The organism is Roseimaritima sediminicola, assembly GCF_009618275.1.
Lineage (GTDB): Bacteria > Planctomycetota > Planctomycetia > Pirellulales > Pirellulaceae > Roseimaritima > Roseimaritima sediminicola.
The window spans coordinates 32,541-48,500 of sequence record NZ_WIAD01000017.1 but is presented as its reverse complement, the minus strand read 5'-3'; the positions used below and the strand labels follow the sequence as shown (position 1 = coordinate 48,500).

12 protein-coding genes and 1 pseudogene are annotated in these 15,960 nt (G+C 61.5%); 3 read left to right on the top strand and 10 right to left on the bottom strand.

The features are described from left to right. Window positions 1–81: 81 nt before the first annotated feature. From GE027_RS10690 to GE027_RS10660, 7 genes are all read right to left on the bottom strand, one after another. Window positions 82–1,152, bottom strand: coding sequence for a type III polyketide synthase (locus GE027_RS10690; protein WP_153557183.1), 1,071 nt, complete (start codon window positions 1,150–1,152; stop codon window positions 82–84). Next, window positions 1,149–2,327: an NAD(P)/FAD-dependent oxidoreductase gene (locus tag GE027_RS10685; protein WP_162006675.1), complete on the bottom strand. Its 1,179-nt coding sequence runs from the start codon at window positions 2,325–2,327 to the stop codon at window positions 1,149–1,151. The genes GE027_RS10690 and GE027_RS10685 overlap by 4 nt, the downstream gene beginning before the upstream one ends. Continuing rightward, a complete protein-coding gene (locus GE027_RS10680) occupies window positions 2,324–2,992 on the bottom strand; it encodes a methyltransferase domain-containing protein (RefSeq protein WP_153557181.1) in 669 nt (222 codons plus the stop codon). The genes GE027_RS10685 and GE027_RS10680 overlap by 4 nt, the downstream gene beginning before the upstream one ends. A 50-nt stretch (window positions 2,993–3,042) precedes the next feature. Further along, window positions 3,043–4,557: a TrbC/VirB2 family protein gene (locus tag GE027_RS10675; RefSeq protein ID WP_153557180.1), complete on the bottom strand. Its 1,515-nt coding sequence runs from the start codon at window positions 4,555–4,557 to the stop codon at window positions 3,043–3,045. Window positions 4,558–4,612: 55 nt separating this feature from the next. Continuing rightward, the gene (locus tag GE027_RS10670) at window positions 4,613–5,173 is read right to left on the bottom strand and encodes a hypothetical protein (protein ID WP_153557179.1); all 561 of its coding nucleotides are present in this window, start codon (window positions 5,171–5,173) and stop codon (window positions 4,613–4,615) included. Between the two features lie 130 nt (window positions 5,174–5,303). Continuing rightward, window positions 5,304–6,119 (bottom strand): inositol monophosphatase family protein, encoded by an 816-nt coding sequence (locus tag GE027_RS10665; protein ID WP_153557178.1) that lies wholly within the window; start codon window positions 6,117–6,119, stop codon window positions 5,304–5,306. Further along, the gene (locus GE027_RS10660) at window positions 6,112–6,465 is read right to left on the bottom strand and encodes a Rieske (2Fe-2S) protein (protein ID WP_153557177.1); all 354 of its coding nucleotides are present in this window, start codon (window positions 6,463–6,465) and stop codon (window positions 6,112–6,114) included. The genes GE027_RS10665 and GE027_RS10660 overlap by 8 nt, the downstream gene beginning before the upstream one ends. A gap of 250 nt (window positions 6,466–6,715) precedes the next feature. On the opposite strand from GE027_RS10660, the gene GE027_RS10655 reads away from it, so the two are divergent. Both GE027_RS10655 and GE027_RS10650 read left to right on the top strand, forming a co-directional pair. After that, on the top strand, window positions 6,716–9,502 hold the full coding sequence (locus tag GE027_RS10655) for a M16 family metallopeptidase (protein WP_153557176.1): 2,787 nt from the start codon (window positions 6,716–6,718) through the stop codon (window positions 9,500–9,502). Window positions 9,503–9,594: 92 nt separating this feature from the next. Continuing rightward, window positions 9,595–11,019: an excinuclease ABC subunit UvrC gene (locus GE027_RS10650; protein ID WP_153557175.1), complete on the top strand. Its 1,425-nt coding sequence runs from the start codon at window positions 9,595–9,597 to the stop codon at window positions 11,017–11,019. Window positions 11,020–11,981: 962 nt separating this feature from the next. Here GE027_RS10650 and tnpA read toward each other — a convergent pair. The 3 genes and pseudogenes from tnpA to GE027_RS10635 form a co-directional block, all read right to left on the bottom strand. Then, complete coding sequence (gene tnpA / locus GE027_RS10645; protein WP_153557174.1) at window positions 11,982–12,446, bottom strand: IS200/IS605 family transposase; 465 nt, start codon at window positions 12,444–12,446, stop codon at window positions 11,982–11,984. A gap of 659 nt (window positions 12,447–13,105) precedes the next feature. Further along, window positions 13,106–13,591 (bottom strand): annotated as a pseudogene (locus GE027_RS10640) (DUF1501 domain-containing protein); the annotation flags it as partial. Between the two features lie 133 nt (window positions 13,592–13,724). Next, entirely contained in the window at window positions 13,725–14,702 is a 978-nt protein-coding gene (locus tag GE027_RS10635) for a DUF1559 family PulG-like putative transporter (protein WP_153557213.1), read from the bottom strand. A 513-nt stretch (window positions 14,703–15,215) separates the two neighbouring features. Here GE027_RS10635 and GE027_RS10630 point away from each other — a divergent pair. Continuing rightward, complete coding sequence (locus tag GE027_RS10630) at window positions 15,216–15,659, top strand: hypothetical protein (RefSeq protein ID WP_153557172.1); 444 nt, start codon at window positions 15,216–15,218, stop codon at window positions 15,657–15,659. Window positions 15,660–15,960: the final 301 nt, after the last annotated feature.

Here is a 15,960-nt window from a genome sequence, read left to right as displayed (position 1 = left end):
CGGGCCTAAGAGCCCGACTCTCCCAGAGGGAGAGTAAAGCCGAATCAAATGTTGCGACGTGCTTAGCGTCTAAACGGCTTACTACATCAACAGCACGGCTTCGGCGACGAGGCCGGGTCCGAAGCCCAAGATGACCCGCGGCCGCTTGGATTCGCTGGATCGGTCGAGCAACCGCTGGAGGATGAACAGGACGGTCGGCGAAGACATGTTGCCGCACTCCCGCAGCACCTCGCGTGAGGGTTCTAAGCGATCACTGCTCAGGGCCAACGCGTGCTCCGCCGCATCGAGGATCTTGGGGCCTCCAGGGTGCACGATCCAGTCTCCGACATCGGAAAGACTCAGACCGTGTTCGCCGATCCAACGCTCGATGAACGGCGCGAGATGCTGTTCGATGGATCCGGGAATCTCGGCCGAGAGCCGCATGTCGAACCCGTGGTCGCCCACCTGCCAAGACATCTGCTCGGCCGAATCGGGGATCCAGCAGGACGCGGTGTCTCGCACCACGGCGTGACCGCCCTCACTGCCGCGCAGGACCAACGCAGCGGCCCCGTCGGCGAACAACGCATTGCCGACAATGGCTTCTTCATCCCAGTTCATGCGGTAGTGCAAACTGCACAGCTCCACCGCGCACAGCAACACCGTCGCCCCAGGGTTCGCGGCTAGCAGACCTTGGGCGACGCGGATGCCATTGATCGCACCATGGCAACCCATGAAACCGACCTGCACGCGCTCGACCGTGGGCGGAAGATCGAGGGCGTCGATCAAGTGAGCGTCGATGCCGGGAGACACGAATCCGGTGCAGGAGATGGTCACCAGGTGAGTGATTTCGCCGCCGCCGGCCCCGGCCTGTTCCAGAGCTTGGCGGCAGGCGCTCTCGGCCAGGGGTGGAGCGTGCTGGGCAAAGGTCTGCATCCTCAGCGCGGTTCCCGCACCGCGGCCCGACTCCGGGTTCATCCGGCTCCACTCGTACCCGGTCTGCCAGGGCACCACGATGTGTCGATTCCGAACCCCCGAGCGGCGATACAACACGGCGACCAAGCGCCGCTGTCGTTCGTCCTCGCAGACCACATCCTGGGTCAGCGTCAGCGATTCCTGTTGCGAAATCGTCAGCCGGGGAAGTGCGGTGCCGAGTCCTACGATGGCACAATTCATACCTGTACTTCCTGATTGAGTCGTCGCACCACTCGGTCGCCAAGCGCTGGACATTGCTGGATGACCCCCATGGCCGTCCGAACCAGTCGCGGATGACGCAAACCCCACGCCAGGGCGCGACAAACCCGCTGTCGCCGCCGGATCAACGTTTGCACGGTCGCGGTCCACCGCTGCGGCAGTTCCGGATGCCAGCTTTCCAAGCCCCGCTCGACCACGTCCACCACCGCGCGTCCGCCGCGCAGCGCCCAGGCCATGCCTTCGCCGGTAAACGGTTCGACATACCCTTGGGCGTCGCCGACGAAGAACAGCCGATGCGAAGCGCACAGCGGCCGGCGGCGGGTCAGCGCAGGGGTCCCCTGCCAGGGGTGAGTCTGCCAGCCTTGCGGCACCGGCATGCCGGACGATTTCAGAATGGATTCACAAACCACCTCCGGCGAAGCCGCTTGCAGCGCCGCTCGATCGACGGCCGCCGCCACATTGACCGTATCCTGTTCCACGAGGCTCAAGCCCACATAGCCTTCTGGGCCCACGGCCATATAGATCGTGCCGGGCTGGTACCAGGTCTGCACGCCGCGGCACTGCGTGCCCAGACCGATCCGCGAGTGCCGATCGATGGCCACGCGAGTTGGCGGCTGGTCCACCTGTACCTGACTGCCCAGCCCCGTAGCGACGACAAGCGTCCTGGCGCTGAACGTCTGCTTTCCGTCCGCCGTCCGCACGCTCCGGCAAGCGGCCCGGTCGTCGTCCTCGGCAGGTTGAATTCGCACGCTGACCGGTGCCAGAAACCTCGCTCCGGCCTCCATCGCCGCTCGCAGCAACATACTGTCCAGGCGACTGCGGGCGATCGCCAAGCCCTCGGGCAGACCCAACTGCAACCGGCGCCCGCCGCTGGCCAGCCGGAAACGATCCAGGCGGACCCCGCCGATTTTGCGCAGCCGGCCGCTCAGCCCCAACTGTTCCAGAGCCGTGAGGGCGTCACCGTTCAAGCACGCCCCGCAAACCTTTTCTCGCGGAAAACCGGCTCGATCGACCAGCAAGACGCGGTGCCCGCGGCGGGCCAGCTGCAGCGCCGCGGCACACCCGGCCAGGCCTGCGCCCACGACGATCACGTCCCACACGTTCTGGGCGGCTTGCTGCACACTCGCGGTCGCGGGAATCGTCTCGACGGCATTCATGGCGAAGCTTCCCAAACCAATAAAAATCGTTCGGGCCATCGCTTCTCGACCCGCGCACCGCTCAGCCCACATTGTGCGACCAGGTCAACCACTTCGGCCACGCGGAACGCCGCTCGCACCGACAGGGGTCCATCGATGCGGCAGAGTCGATTGCGCGTCAACACTCGGCACCCCGTCCACGCCAGCACATACCCCAGACGCGTTCGCAACAGGTCGCTGATTAGGATTAACTGCGGACCGGCCGCGTGCATCCCGCGCAGCAGGTTCGCGGCGTCGTCGGTTTCCAAGTGATGCAAGAACAGCGAGCTGCAGATCACGTCGTAGCCGGCGGGCAGCGGTTGGGCGAGCACGTCGGCGCGAAAGAAGTTTGCCGCTACGGCTTGCCGCGCGGCATTTTGACGAGCGTAGTCGATGGCGACGTCGCTGAGGTCACAGCCGGCAACTTCCAAGGGCACGCCGCGACGCGAGCCGCGCCGGGCCAGCGAGATCGCCAGATCGCCGCCACCGCAGGCTACATCCAAAACCCGCAGCGGTCGCCCGAGGCGTTGCTGCGTTTCCGCAATCGGTTTCCAGATGGCCCCCACCGTGCCGCTGAATCGATTGATCCGCGACAGACCCTGGAGCGCGCCATGGTGCACGTCGGGCGCGATGCCGGGCTGGTCCATCAGTTCGTCCTGGCGGCACCGGTCGGCCAGGAACGCGGTGCTGCGATCGCCTATACCGACGACTCCGCGTCTCGCAGGTACACCGCCAACACCGACTCGAACGTCTGCGAATCGATCGCGTACTTCGGCTCGGCGTCGCTGTACTTGTTGCAGTGTTCGACCAGCACGCGGTAGAGAAAACGAAACAGGTGCCGAGGAACGCGAAGCGACTGAAACACGGCCAACAGGCGTGTGTAACCGATCTGTTCGTCGAACAACTCTTTGGGTTCGGGCGAGCGGCCTTCGGCGGCACAGGCCATCATGCGAGCCCGGGCCAGGTCGTACAGCGATTCCCCGGTCCAAGCAAACGCCGGGATCACGTTCTGTTTGTCCAGCCGTGCCCGTTCGTGAAACTCCGTCGATTCGCGTTCGATGTCGCGGTGCAGTTCCTGGGGCAGCATCATCTTCAGCCCCAGCCCGGGATGTTTCAGCAGTTTGTTGTCCAGCAGCGGCCAGACAAAACGCCGCATCAGCTCTGGCTTGCCTCCGGTCATGTGCGGCTCGTCCACGCGATCCAACAGCACGATCGTGCCGACAAAGCCCAGTTTGCGGGTGGCCATCTGCAGCTTGGTCAGCAATTCGAACCGATCATCGGTGCGGTTGAAACGCGGCAGCGGTTGGCTGGCCAGTTCGGTGGGTGGGATCCGCATCAGGACTTTTCGCAGCGAGCCGACCTCGCGTTTTCCCACCCGCATGTGCCGCCGCACGCCCATCGCCAACCGCTGGCATCGAAACCAACGCCACAGGTAGGGAGCAAAGCCGATGACACACAACAGCGGGACCACCCACGCGGCCGTCTGCCACGGCATGCGATCGGTCCGGAACAGGTATCCGACCAGCAAAACGGCCAACAGCGACGCGATCACGCCCAGCCACAGGTCCCACTGCACGTACCAGTTCGAATAGCCCAGTTTGCGGCGAAACTGTTCCCAGCGGCCGGTAAAGGACGACGCGGTGGATTGGTCGTAGCAGCAGGCCAACAGCAACAGATCGCGCGCGGTCGTGCGATCCAGCTTCCGCAGGTCATCGCCGTGAACGCGGGTCTCGCTGAGCATCGGCGAGTCCTCGTTCGCCACGGCTTGTTCCTCGTCGGAGGCCAGGGCCTGGTCGATCAACTGGGTCGTGCCGAGGCACAGGATGGCGTCCATGTGGTCCCACAACCGCCAAGCTTCCAAGACTCGCTCGGGCTTCTTGGATCGCCGCCAACGGAGGCGTTCGCAAAAGTGATCCAGGAACGGATTGAAGTCGTCGTAGCGGATCACATAGACGCGGCGATGGGGATGCTCGCGGTTGTAGGCCGCCAGATGGCGATCGATCTGCAGCCGCATGGCCGTTTTGCCCGATCCCTTGGGGCCGAAGACAATCGCCGTGGCCGGTTCCGAGGGATCCCCGTACACCTTGTCCCAGACCGGATGATAGGCGCTGAGGATGCAGTGTTCCTTGAACACCGGATCGGTCTGGGCGTCCTCCTCGGCAAAGGGGTTGCGTTGGACGCCATGGTGCTCGAGAAAACTCTGGATGTTCATCTAACGGGGAATCCTCAGAGGAAAACACAAAAGCCCGCGTCGGGCTCGTGCAAGTTTATTTGGCTTCGAAGCCTTTGACCATCTTTGCGAAGGCTTCGCGGTTGGCCTTCACGACTTTGGCCGGCCCGATCATTTTGATAAAGAACTTGCGTCCCTTCTCATCGACCAGGATCGCTCCGTTCATCGCGTAATCCTCTCGCTTGACGACGCGTCCACCGGCAAACGGGCCGCCCATGCGTTCGCTGTAGGTGCCGTCGAGTTCCACCAGATGCAGGGTCACGCCGTCGAGCTTCTTGGTTTCCTGTTTGACCGCGTCCTCGCCGGCGATGCTGAACTGGCCCTTCCAGCGATCGATATTGGCGTCGACCGATCCGCTGGCCGCCATCATCGTCACGCGGGCCGGCACGTCGACCTCTTTGCTGGTCGCGGCGAATTCGTGCTGGATGATGTTCACCTTGGGCCGCACGCTCTTCCACTGGCCCGGCGTGGTGATCGTGCCCACGTCGAAGACTTCGATCGTCTTGCCTTGCGCTGCCGTTGCGGCGTCCTCGTCGGCACCGACCGGAAGGCAAAACAGGGCGGCAGCGGTCAAGATCGTCAAGCTGATGCGCATCATGGGAAAGCTCCGTTGGGAAAGGACCAGGAAAGTACTGATGGGGGGCGAAGATCGAAAGCGATTGCGAACGTGCGATTGTAACAGCTGGATTGGCCGAGGCGAACGCACCAGCGGCGAAACGGCCCGTCGATCAGTCCTCGGCCACCAGCACGTCGCTCATCTGTTGCCTCAGGCCAGCGCCGGCTGCCACGTTGAACTGGGGGTCCCAGACACTCAGTTCGGTGCCATCGATACGAGTGACGTCGGCACCGGCTTCTTCGGCGATGATAAGGCCCGCCGCCGCATCCCAGCTCTTGACGCAGCTGGCCCAGTAGCCATCCAGGCGGCCCGCGGCCACATAGCACAGATTCAGGGCGCAGGAGCCCAAGCGGCGGATCGCCCGGCAGCGGCCCAGCATGTTGACAAAACTCTTCACCTCCTGGCTGTCCTTGGCGACGCGCGTGGCAAAGCTACATACCAAGAGGGCTTCTGACAGCTCGCCGCAGTCGCTGGTCTTGATGCTCTGGCCGTTCAGGTGGGCGCCCTGGCCGCGGCGGGCCGTGAACAATTCGCCGCTGCCCGGATCCAAAATCACGCCCAGTTGCAGCTGGCCCTCGGCGAACAGCCCGATCGAAACGGCATAGCCCGGCAAGCCGTGCACGTAATTGACGGTTCCATCGAGCGGGTCGACGATCCAGCACGGCGGAGCATCGGCATCGCCACGCCGGACCGACTCCGGTGGGTCGTTCTCGCCGTTCTCTTCGCCCACGAACGCGTCGCCGGGAAAGGCTTCGGTCAGGGTTTGGCGGATCGCTTGCTGGCTGGCCAGGTCGGCATCGGTGACCAGGTCTTTCGGAGCTTTCTCGGAAACCGTGTGGCTGGTTCGGCGCTGTATCAATTCGTCGGCGCCGCGGCGAGCGGCGGCGATGGCTGTTTCCAGACGAGCACCGTAAGGGTCGCTACTCATGAGAATTCTCCGTTTCGGATTGTGCGGGTTGTAACTGGATCCATACCGCCTCGCCACGCTGCTCGGCCGGATAGGTTTCGATCAGTTTCTGGTTGTGGATCGTCTGTCGGCCGCTGGCCAGTTCGTACTGCCACCCGTGCCAGGGACAGGTCACACAGCCGTGGGCGACGGTGCCCTTGGCCAGCGGACCGCCCTGGTGGGCGCACATCGCATCGAGCGCATACCACTGTTGTTGGTGGCGAAACAAGGCGATGACTTGGCCTTCGACCACGAATTCCGCGGCCTGCTCCTCCGCGACCGCGTCGGCATCGCAAACGCGATACCAACCGCTGGGCTGTTGATTCATCCATCGTACCTGCTTTGAGACCTGATTATTGGTTCGCCGCGACGGGTGTGCGGCGGGTGTGGCGAAGCTGGACGGAGCGATACAATCACCCCTACGCACGTCGCATTGTGGGTTTGCGCAACACCCGATGGGTTTGTGCAACACCCTCCCGCGCCGCGGCAGGAGGGTGTGGAAGCCATGCCGACGTGCTTTGCAATTGCCCTCGCCCGCGATTGCCGCTGCTGGAAACTGGAAACCTAGGGAGACCGATATGGATCGTCGCAAGTTGGGAAGTTCGCTGTTCGCTGTTGCCCCAGCACGCATCGTTGCTCCAGTGTGCCTGCTGGCGTTGCTGCTGCTGGCGAGCCTGGTGTCGGCTTCAAATCTATACGCTCAAGAGGAACCCATGAAGGTCACCCAGATCGAGGGCATATCGGAATACCGTTTGGAGAACGGTTTGCGCGTGCTGCTGTTTCCCGATCCATCGAAAGATCTCGTTACGGTGAACATGACCGTGTTCGTCGGTTCGCGGCACGAAGGCTACGGCGAAGCCGGGATGGCGCACCTGCTGGAACACATGCTGTTCAAGGGCACGCCCACGCATCCGCAGATTCCCCAAGTCTTGCAGGACCGCAGCGCCAAATTCAACGGCACCACGTCGGTCGACCGCACGAATTACTACGAAACGCTGCCCGCCAGCGAAGACAATCTGGAATTCGCCCTGCGGCTCGAGGCCGATCGCTTGGTCAACAGCTTCATTCGCGGCGAGGACTTGGCCAGCGAGATGACCGTGGTTCGCAACGAGTTCGAACGCGGGGAAAACTCGCCGGTCGGCGTGTTGATGCAGCGGATGCAGTCGGCGGCCTACGAATGGCACAACTACGGCAAGACCACGATCGGCAACCGCAGCGATATCGAACGGGTGCCGATCCTGAAACTGCGCCAGTTCTATCGCAAGTATTACCGTGTCGACAATGCGATGGTCATCATCGCCGGCAAATTCGACCCCGCGGCGGCGCTGGACCTGGTCGTGGAACACTTCGGTCCGCTGGAGGCCCCCGACACGCCGATCGACCAGACCTACACCACCGAACCGCCGCAAGACGGCGAACGCACCGTGGTCCTCAGACGGGTGGGCGAAGTGCCCTGGATCGGAGCGGCTTACCATATTCCGGCCGCCGCCCACGAAGATTTTGTGGCGATGAAGGTCCTGATGTACGTGCTGGCCGATGAACCCAGCGGGCGGCTGTACCAGGAATTGGTCGAATCCGGGCTGGCCAGCAACGTCTACGCACGAGCCACCGCTTACCACGATCCCGGCCTGTTCATGGCGCTGCTGCAGTTGCCGCCGGACGCGTCCTTGGAAAAGGCTCGCGGCGAATTGATTCGCATCATCGAGGAAGGCTTGACCGATCAACCGATCACCGATCGCGAAGTCGAACGCGCCAAACAACAAATCCTCAAAGACCGCGAACTGGAAGCCGCCGACAGCGACAAGATTGCCGTGGCCCTCTCGAACTGGGCCGCCCAGGGCGATTGGCGGCTGTACTTCCTGTACCGCGACCGCGTCGAAGCGGTGACTACCGACCTGGTCCAGGCGGCCGCCAACAAGTACTTCACTCGCAATAACCGCACGGTGGGGCTGTACATTCCCAGCGACGAAACCCAACGCGTGACGATCCCGCCGCCGCCTTCGCTCCAGAGCCTGCTGGCCGAGTACGAGGGCCGCGGTGAAATCGAGGTCGGGGAAAGTTTCGATCCGACGCCGGAGAACATCGAACAACGCACCGAGCGTGGTTCCTTGGTCGGCGGGATCCAGTACGCCCTGCTGCCCAAGAAAACCCGTGGCGGTGGCGTCTCCATCCGCGTTGCCCTCCGCTTCGGCACCGAAGGAACCCTCCAGGATCGCGTGGCCGCAGCGGAATTGTTGGGATTGCTGATGAGCCGCGGAACCGAAACCCTGGACTATCAAGCTCTGCAGGACGAGCTGACGCGGTTGCGGGCCGACCTGACGGTCAACAGCACGCCGGGCCTGCTGCAGTTGCAGGTCAACACCAAGAACGAGTTCGTGCCGGAAGTGCTGGACCTGCTCGAGCAGATTATTCGTTCGCCGCGGCTGGCGGAAGAAGAACTGGAAGTCATTCGGCGGCAGGTCGTCACGAACCTGGAAGCCTCGCTGAACGAACCCCAGGCCCTGGCCCCGCGACGCGTCCGCCGCCATCTGGCTCCCTACGACCAAGACAACGTCCGCTACGTTCGCACCCTGGAAGAAGAACTGCAGATGTATCGCGATGTGCAGGTCGAGGAGATCCGCGAATTGTACGAACGATTCATCGGCAATCAGGCCGGCGAGGTCGTGATGGTGGGCGACTTCGACGGCTCGGCCGCCCGCGAGCGCTGGACGGAAATCCTGGATGACTGGACGGCCAAAGTGCCCTACGAACGCTTTGGACGACCGGCCCATCCCGATGTGCCCGGCCAGGTGGACCTGATCGAAACGCCCGATAAATCCAACGCCATGTTGTTCGCCCAGCAGCAGTACGCACTGAGCGACGACGAACCCGAGTACCCGGCCCTGGTGATCGGCAACTTTATTCTCGGCGGTGGCTCGCTGAGCAGCCGTCTGGCCGATCGCGTCCGGCAAAGCGAAGGCCTGTCCTACACGATCCGTTCGATGGTGACCGGCCGCAAACGAGACGACCGCACGGACTTCATCGTGTACGCGATCACCAACCCCCAGAACAAAGACAAACTGCTGGAGGTGATCCGCGAGGAGATTCGGAAGATCCTCGACGAAGGCGTCACCGAAGATGAACTGCAACGAGCCAAACAGGCTTACCTGGGAACGCAGCGAGTGCAGCGCAGCGACGATGCCAACGTCGCCAGTTTGCTGCTGCGGACGATGTTCAACGAGCGGACGATGGCCTACCACGCCGAGCTGGAAGAGCAGGTCGAAGCGCTCACCGTCGAGCAGGTCAACGAAGCGGTCAGGCGTTACATCGACCCCGACCAGTTGGTGATCGCCGTCGCCGGCGACTTCGCCGCTAGCAAACAGTAGCTCGGCTGTCCCAGCCGAGACGAGCCCCCATAGTAGCTCGGCTGTCCCAGCCGAGCTGTCTTCTCCGTTGCCACGTTACCTACAATACGGGCATGAGCGCATCGCCCACTTCACCGTCCCCCGCGGACGACTCTTCCGACCACGATCCCTCCACTTCCGACAGCGCCCCGGCAGAGCCATCGGCGGCTGCGCCGGTGGGCGATGTGGGGATCGGCAATCGCCGCGCGGCCGTGAAGGTCAAAACGTTTCCGCAGACGCCCGGCGTGTACCTGATGAAGGACGTCTCGGGCCGAGTGATCTACGTTGGCAAGGCCAAGAACCTCCGCAGTCGCGCGAGCAGCTACTTTCTCAAAGCCGCCGCGAGCGACCAACGCACCGCCGACTGGGTGGGCGAGATCGCCGACATCGACTACATGCCCTGCGACAGCGAAGTCGACGCGTTGCTGGCCGAGTCGCGGCTGATCAAAGACATCCAGCCGCCCTACAACCGCGATCTCAAAGACGACAAGTCCTTTCCGTACCTGATGATCACCACGCACGACGAGTTCCCGCGGGTGGAGGTCACCCGGCAACCGCGTGACAAGGGCGTCAAGTTATATGGGCCGTTCACCAGTGCCGGCTCGCTGCGCGGCGCGGTCCAGGTGCTGCAGCGGATCTTCAAGTTCCGCACCTGCACGCTGGACATCTCGGAGAAGGACGAGCAGTGGCGATGGTTCCGGCCGTGCCTGCTGGCCAGCATCCAGCAGTGCACCGCGCCGTGCAATCTGCGAATCAGCAAGGAGGCGTACCGCCGCGATATCCGTCGCCTGCAGACGTTTCTCGAAGGCGGCAAGCAACGGCTGCTGGGCGAGATGAAGGCGGAGATGTTGGAGGCCAGCAAACGCTTGGACTTTGAACGCGCGGCAATCCTTCGAGACGAATTAAAAATGCTCGAGCGGCTGGACGAGCGCGGCGAACTGGACACGCACGCCCAACCCGAAGTCTTCTACATCGATCCCAAGAAAGGCTTGGCGGGACTGCGCAAAGTGCTGGGTTTGAAAGAGACGCCGCGAGTGATCGAAGGCGTGGACATCGCGCACCTGGGCGGCGGCGAAACGGTCGCCTCGCTGGTGCAGTTCATCGACGGGCTGCCCTTCAAACCGGGCTATCGCCGTTACCGCATCCGCGACGTCAAAGGCGTCGACGATTTCCGCAGCATCCACGAAGCGGTCTCGCGGCGTTTTCGCCGCTTGTCCGACGAACAGGAAGCTTTTCCGGACGTCTTGTTGATCGACGGCGGCAAAGGACAGTTAAACTCTGCGATGGCCGCGTTCCGCGACCAGGACATCCAGCCCCCGGTGGTGATTTCGATCGCCAAACGAGAAGAGGAGATCTATCGGCCGGGAGAGAGCGAACCGCTACGGCTGAGCCGTTCGTCGTTCGCCCTGCGGCTACTGCAGTACGTCCGCGACGAATCCCACCGTTTCGCCCAGCACTACCACCACATCCTGCGAAGCAAATCCACGCTGGATCGGTAGCCAATCGCGAAGCGATGTCCGTAGATAGCGCAGTTGCCAATCGCGAAGCGATGTCCGTAGATAGCCTGGGATGGAATCCCAGGTGGCCGACCGCCCCCCACCAAAGTTGCGACGCGACGGCAGGCTCCGCCTGCCGTCGCGTCGCATCTTAACGGGTTTTCGCCAACGCACACCTCGGATTTCATCCGAGGCTATCCACCACCATCGCTTCGCGATTCCGGATGCCCACGGTTGCTCAGGCCGGTTTCGTGCTCAAGGCACAATCTCTTCTTCGAACCCGAACTTCGAATCGAACGGCACCGGATGCTCTATCCGCACGCCGTTAATCGCGAAGCGATGTCCATCGATAGCCTGGGATGGAATCCCAGGTGGCCGACCGCCCACCCACCAAAGTTGCGACGCGACGGCAGGCTCCGCCTGCCGTCGCGTCGCAGCTAAACGGGTTTTCGCAAACGCGCACCTCGGATTGCATCCGAGGCTATCCACCACCATCGCTTCGCGATTCCGGAGACCCACCCTCGCGTCGCGATCCGTACGGCCCACGCTTCCTCGGGCCGGTATCGCCAACGCACACCTCGGATTTCATCCGAGGCTATCCACCACCATCGCTTCGCGATTTCGGATGCCCACGGTCGCTCAGGCCGGTTTCGCGCTTAAGGCACAATCTCTTCTTCGAACCCGACCTTCGAATCGAACGGCACCGGATGCTTGATCCGCACCCCGTTAATCGCGAAGCGATGTCCGTAGATAGCCTGGGATGAAATCCCAGGTGGCCGACCACCCACCAAAGTTGCGACGCGACGGCAGGCTCCGCCTGCCGTCGCGTCGCAACTTAACGGGTTTTCGCCAACGCACACCTCGGATTTCATCCGAGGCTATCCACCACCATCGCTTCGCGATTCCGGACGCCCACCCTCGCGTCGCGATCCGTACAGCCGGCGGTTGCGTGGCCGGTTTCGCACTCAAGCCACGATTTCTTCTTCGAACACGTACTTGGGATCAAACGGCACCTGATGCTTGTTCAGGATCGCGAGATACTCTTCTTTAAAAGTCTGTCCGCGATGGTGAGCTTGCTGGTTGTCGACGTAAAGCCGAACAGCATCTGCCTTGGATTGGCTTACCGAGAACGCTCCATAGCCTCGCTGCCATTGAAACTTTCCACGGAAAACGCTTAGGTCGTTGATCCATCGCGACGAGCCAGCCTTGACCATCTGGATCGTTTTGGAAATCGCGAACGACGGATGGATACGCACGAACAGGTGCACATGGTCTTCAATCCCTCCGGCATTCAGCAGAACCGCTTTGTGCTGTTTGAGCGTTCCGCCCATGTAGGCGTACATGTCCTTCTGCCATTTGGGACTCAACCATTGACGTCGATGTTTCGTTGAAAAAACAACGTGCAGCAGAATGCCGTGATGAGTCGACATGAGAAGTTGCCCCTATGGAAGATTTGCTTCGAAATGCCCAGGCCGTCGCCCATCCATTCTATCGATAGCGCATGTCCAATTGCACGCTTTTAATCGCGAAGCGATGCCCGTCGAGTGCCCGCGTTGGAATCCCAGGCAGTGCTAGTCGCGAAGCGATGTCCGTCGAGAGCCCGCGGTGAAATCCCAGACAGTGTGCCAATCGCGAAGCGATGTCCGTTGATAGCCTGGGATGAAATCCCAGGTGGCCGACCACCCACCAAAGTTGCGACGCGACGGCAGGCTCCGCCTGCCGTCGCGTCGCATCTTAACGGGTTTTCGCCAACGCACACCTCGGATTGCATCCGAGGCTATCAACCACCATCGCTTCGCGATTCCGGATGCCCACGGTCGCGTCGCGATCCGTACGGCCCACGCTTGCTCGGGCCGGTATCGCAAACGCGCACCTCGGATTTCATCCGAGGCTATCCACCACCATCGCTTCGCGATTCCGGACGCCCACCCTCGCGTCGCGTTCCATGCGGCCCGCGCTTGCTCGGGCCGGTTTCGCAAACGCGCACCTCGGATTGCATCCGAGGCTATCCACCACCATCGCTTCGCGATTCCGGACGCCCACCCTCACATCGCGATTTCTGCTGACGCCCCGTCCCCAGCTCCGCCCCCTACGCCATCACTTCCGGGATCGACTGGGCTCCGGCGACGCCCACCAGGCGTTGATCCAGGCCGCCATAGAAATAGGTCAGGGCGTTGGGATCCAGGCCCATCAGCTGGAGGATCGTGGCGTGCAGATTCTTGACGTGGAAGCGGTTCTCGACCGCGGCCGCGCCCAGTTCGTCGGTCTTGCCGACGCTGACGCCGCCCTTGGTTCCGCCGCCGGCCATCCACATCGTGAACCCGTAGGCGTTGTGGTCGCGACCGCTGCCTTCGGCGTACTCCGCCGTCGGTGGACGACCGAACTCGCCGCCCCACACGATCAAGGTTTCGTCCAGCATCCCGCGCTGCTTCAGATCCTTGATCAAGCCCGCGATCGGTTTGTCGGTCTCGGCGGCGTGCAGGTTGTGGTTGCGTTCCATGTCTGTGTGAGCGTCCCAGTTATCGTCGTTGTGCGCTCCACCAGAATAGATTTGCACAAAGCGGACGCCGCGTCGATAGGAACCGCAATCCGTAGAACCGCAATACTGCGATCGACCTCTACCGTGTCGGCCTCAGTCTCTATCCGCGATAGACCTGAAACTGGTGAACAGAGAAATCACTAGTTCCTTGCATGTCACGCTTGCCGCGTTAAAAGCCGGTGATTACGCGACCGTCATGCCGACTACCCCGGATCTGATGAACCTGCGGATCCACAGTAAAACTGACGGCCTGCACATGGCCATCACACATCGCCATGTAACAAATGGCCCCGTGGGCACTACCAAATTGCCGTTCATGATTGTAGGCATCCAACGTGTCGCGGAGAGGGGGCCTCAGGGTCCAGCGAGTTGTGTCAAGATCCACGCCTGAAAGCATTGCCCCATCATATCCCCGATCTTCGGGCTCGTAATAGCCATTCTTCGCCACGTGTTTCTCGCCGCACAGGTAGGTGTGGCTGGTGCCGTCGACAATATCCGACAACCGAGCCGACCCACGAAGCCATGAAACCCCACTCGCCTTCCGCACATCGGTCCACGAATAATACGGGTTATCACCTTCGGCTAGCGAACCTGGCCCTGCGTCGGTGTCGGTAATATAATCCCCCTCGTTAATCGCATAGTCCGTGCGAGAAATTAATTCAGGCCGATCAGCATTTACGTAGACTATGTCGTCGGACATCGGACCTAGCTGACTTCCGGGACGTGAGGGGCACTTGAAGGTTGAGACCGGCAACGACAACATCTCTTTGATCGCCCCAGCTCGAGCCTGCCCCGAAGTCCCCTCTCCAACCTGGGTGAGGTTGTCTTGGTCGACAAACGGCAAAAGTTGGTAGATCCAGCCGCCGGGTTGATTAGTGCCAACGCCACGCCCCGGCTCCGGAGCCCAGCTGTACCCCCAACCATTGGGCGGCAGTTGTTTATAAGTCGATTCAAAGGTCAAGCAACCGAGGGCCATCTGCTTGAGCCGGTTCTGACATTGCATCCGGCGAGCCGCCTCGCGCATGCTCTGCACTGCAGGCAACAACAAGCCGACCAGAACCCCAATGATGAACAGCACCACCAAGAGCTCGACAAGTGTAAAAGCCCTACGCAACCTAAGATGCCATCCGGTGCTCTGAAGCTTCATCTCGACCTCCACTTTGACGCGGCTTGAATTCTGCGTTCGCTAGGCAATCCAGTGTATCACAAATTGGTTGCGCCGACGATAAACGAGCACAGCATCTCAAGCCACACTGATGCTAACCTGACGCAGGACAGGCGAATATTGGCCGAAGACCTTTCGCTGTGTGGTAGTTCAGCGGAAACTGGAATCGGGCGTAGATTGAGACTTTTTCCCGCCTATATCAAGTTGCCGCGGGTACCTGTTCGCCTAAAGTGCAGTTTTTTGTGCCTACATCAGTTTTCCGGTGGTAGCTGTTCGCCTAAAGTGCAGCTGGGGCGTGAACGTGCGATTGCCCTGAGACGCACCCCTCTTTTCCATGCGTTTCGCACTGTCGGTCATTTACGAGGACACCCAAGCCCTTGAAACTGACGAGGCAAAAAAGCAAAATCACTTTGAATTCAATGTTGACACCGCGATCAAACTGGATACGATCAAGACACAAAAAAACGGTCCAATAAATTGACGGGGCGATCAAAGATGAGTTTCAGCGTCGCATCGTTAAGTCGCTTAGCCTCGCCGCTAAAGCACTTAGCGAGGGAGCTTCTCCTTGCGGTCGCGGTTGCCGCCCTGCTTTGCTTTGGCGTCGGCGCGTTCCTGGCTCATCGCTATGGGTCCCTTGCGTCAGGCGTGCAGGCGACGTTCGGCCGCAGTTTTTCCGCTCATGTCCTGTCGCTGGACTCTGCGCCGGGCGACACGACCAGTGCCGTGGTGCGACTGAGGAATTTGACCGCGAGAAGGGTGGGCATTGAAAGGATAACAACCGACTGCTCGTGCAGGTCTGTGTCGCCAGATCGGGCCGATATCGATGGGCTTGGTTTTAAGGATGTTGTTTTTCGTGGTGAGGTTGGTGGTGCTGAAGCCGTTAATCTTGTGCTTGAGCTCAAGCAGGGGCAGCGTGTGGTTGTTCCTCTGAAGTTCTGAGTGTCCTTGGATTCAGTGAAGATCCTTGCTGGTTAATTTGCGTTTGTTTCTCTTTAGGGGTCAAGGTAATGCGATACCGTTCTTTGCAATTGTTGGCTGGAAGAGCCTGTTTTCTCGCAGCTCTGATGCTCGCGATTGCGTTTGTGTTATGGCCAGCCACCGCCCAGGCCTCGGTTGGGTATTGCTCAAACAGTTGTAGCTGTACCTCTTACACGCTGTGGGGTGGCGCGTCCGTGCGATGTCGCTGCGAGGGTTATTGGTCGTTCTCTTGCTCGGGGTGTGATGGGTGTCCTGCTAGGCC

Bases quoted from the DNA above. Each gene is read 5' to 3' on its own strand.
- GE027_RS10690 (WP_153557183.1), bottom strand. From the start codon at position 1,152: ATGAATTGTGCCATCGTAGGACTCGGCACCGCACTTCCCCGGCTGACG.
- GE027_RS10685 (WP_162006675.1), bottom strand. From the start codon at position 2,327: ATGAATGCCGTCGAGACGATTCCCGCGACCGCGAGTGTGCAGCAAGCC.
- GE027_RS10680 (WP_153557181.1), bottom strand. From the start codon at position 2,992: ATGGACCAGCCCGGCATCGCGCCCGACGTGCACCATGGCGCGCTCCAG.
- GE027_RS10675 (WP_153557180.1), bottom strand. From the start codon at position 4,557: ATGAACATCCAGAGTTTTCTCGAGCACCATGGCGTCCAACGCAACCCC.
- GE027_RS10670 (WP_153557179.1), bottom strand. From the start codon at position 5,173: ATGATGCGCATCAGCTTGACGATCTTGACCGCTGCCGCCCTGTTTTGC.
- GE027_RS10665 (WP_153557178.1), bottom strand. From the start codon at position 6,119: ATGAGTAGCGACCCTTACGGTGCTCGTCTGGAAACAGCCATCGCCGCC.
- GE027_RS10660 (WP_153557177.1), bottom strand. From the start codon at position 6,465: ATGAATCAACAGCCCAGCGGTTGGTATCGCGTTTGCGATGCCGACGCG.
- GE027_RS10655 (WP_153557176.1), top strand. From the start codon at position 6,716: ATGGATCGTCGCAAGTTGGGAAGTTCGCTGTTCGCTGTTGCCCCAGCA.
- GE027_RS10650 (WP_153557175.1), top strand. From the start codon at position 9,595: ATGAGCGCATCGCCCACTTCACCGTCCCCCGCGGACGACTCTTCCGAC.
- tnpA (WP_153557174.1), bottom strand. From the start codon at position 12,446: ATGTCGACTCATCACGGCATTCTGCTGCACGTTGTTTTTTCAACGAAA.
- GE027_RS10635 (WP_153557213.1), bottom strand. From the start codon at position 14,702: ATGAAGCTTCAGAGCACCGGATGGCATCTTAGGTTGCGTAGGGCTTTT.
- GE027_RS10630 (WP_153557172.1), top strand. From the start codon at position 15,216: ATGAGTTTCAGCGTCGCATCGTTAAGTCGCTTAGCCTCGCCGCTAAAG.